Source organism: bacterium (assembly GCA_040757115.1).
GTDB lineage: Bacteria > UBA9089 > CG2-30-40-21 > CG2-30-40-21 > SBAY01 > JBFLXS01.
On the sequence record JBFLYA010000420.1, the window covers coordinates 1 to 1,603 of the forward strand.

General features: G+C 40.7%; 2 protein-coding genes. Both read right to left on the reverse strand.

Annotated elements, in window-relative coordinates; translation table 11 throughout:
• Positions 1 to 220: 220 nt before the first annotated feature.
• Positions 221 to 346, reverse strand: a complete 126-nt coding sequence (locus AB1422_19305) for a hypothetical protein (GenBank protein ID MEW6621449.1) — start codon at positions 344 to 346, stop codon at positions 221 to 223.
• Positions 347 to 356: 10 nt separating this feature from the next.
• Positions 357 to 1,603 (reverse strand): RHS repeat-associated core domain-containing protein (locus AB1422_19310; protein MEW6621450.1); only part of this gene is annotated, 1,247 nt, incomplete at its 5' end.

Consider the following 1,603-nt stretch of genomic DNA (forward strand, 5'->3'; position numbering starts at 1 on the left):
CTCTTTTTTATCACCTGGCGAGTACAATGGTACATCTTCCCAACTCATTACCCATTTATCACCTAAATCCTTATAAGTAATCTTACCACCATCTCCTGGATTCAGGTCTCTAAAAAATGGTGCTATCATAGCATTTGGATCTCTATTGTCAGAGATGCTTAATTTTCAAAGAACAATTAAGGAAAGAAAAAGTAAATTTTACTATTCCTTTATTAACAATTCACAATTCAAGATGCGACCCTATCCTATCCCCTAATACTTCGTTATTCTCATCAGCAATTAATACTTTTCCCCCATCACATAAAATTAAAGTTAACCCTATAAATATAAGTATTCTTTTCACCATTTCTTTTCTCCTACCACAAATCTCGATAATTCACATATTGCATTAACAGATATGCAGGTAGTGCCCCAGGTCCTCCCATACCTCCATAAACACCAACTGTAAGCCATGCTTCTGGAAAGGTGGGATAAAATAGAGTAGGAATTTTACCTGTTAGTCTACCTACATCTTGATAACATACACCACTTATCCCATATTGTTTCATTTGCAGATATGACTTCCATCCAGAAGGTGTTTTTGTCGGATCTACTGATCTTACTGCGACATGGCGAGCAGGTACTGGAATTGGCCATTCTCCCCTTCCAACCAAATCAGATCCATAATACCATTCCTCTCCTCCTATAGATATTTTACCTACCTTCCCCATATCTTTAAAAATTTTCCCAACAGATCTACCACTTGTTTCGAGACCTTGATTTGAAAGTAACGAGTCCCTATCTGTTTTACTCAATCCTCCTCGTACCGCCGGTTGCCAATTCATCGTTGTTTCAATTCCTGCTTGAATAAAGGCTGAAGCAAATACAGATTCCCAGAAGTTATCTATTCCTAATTCGTTTCGCACGAAATCTGTGGACATAATGACTTGAGTAATTCCAGAGGCTATTACCCTATTTGAGGCGAGTGTTTCTGCTACACCAGCACCTACTCCTGCATCCATTGCTCCTGAGAATGCTATCCCATAGGTCATCAGACTCATCATTCCACCTATAACGAACGATTCAAGGCTGAATTCACCAGTTTCAAAATAGGTTATACCCGCACTAACAAAACCACCAATCAGGAATGCTGCCCACCAAGCAAACTCACCGTTGGGGTCTACATAAACAAGTGGATTGTTATAACAATAAACATACGGATTTGAACCAACTATATCTACAGGATCCGGGGTAATGAATCTACCCAGTGCAGGGTCATAGTATCTGGCGCCGAAGTAGAATAAGCCGCTCTCATCCAGTTCCTTGCCAGTAAATGTTGGTCCACCTACAGGTCCGCCACCACCAAAGGGATAATAGAAATACTGCTCGACTACCTTGCCGTCCTTATCCGTAATCACCCTTGCTGAACCTAAGTGGTCATTATGGTAGTAATAAATCTTCGGAGCAGAGTTAATTGGTTGTTCCTGTAGCTTCGCCACTAACTGCCCATTACCATAGACATACGAAGTTTTACTGGTAATAGTTACCTTCTCTGCCGGTGGTGATTCTAACTTCTGGACTACCCGCACTATTTCGTATGCCTTGCCATTGGCAAGTAATGTCT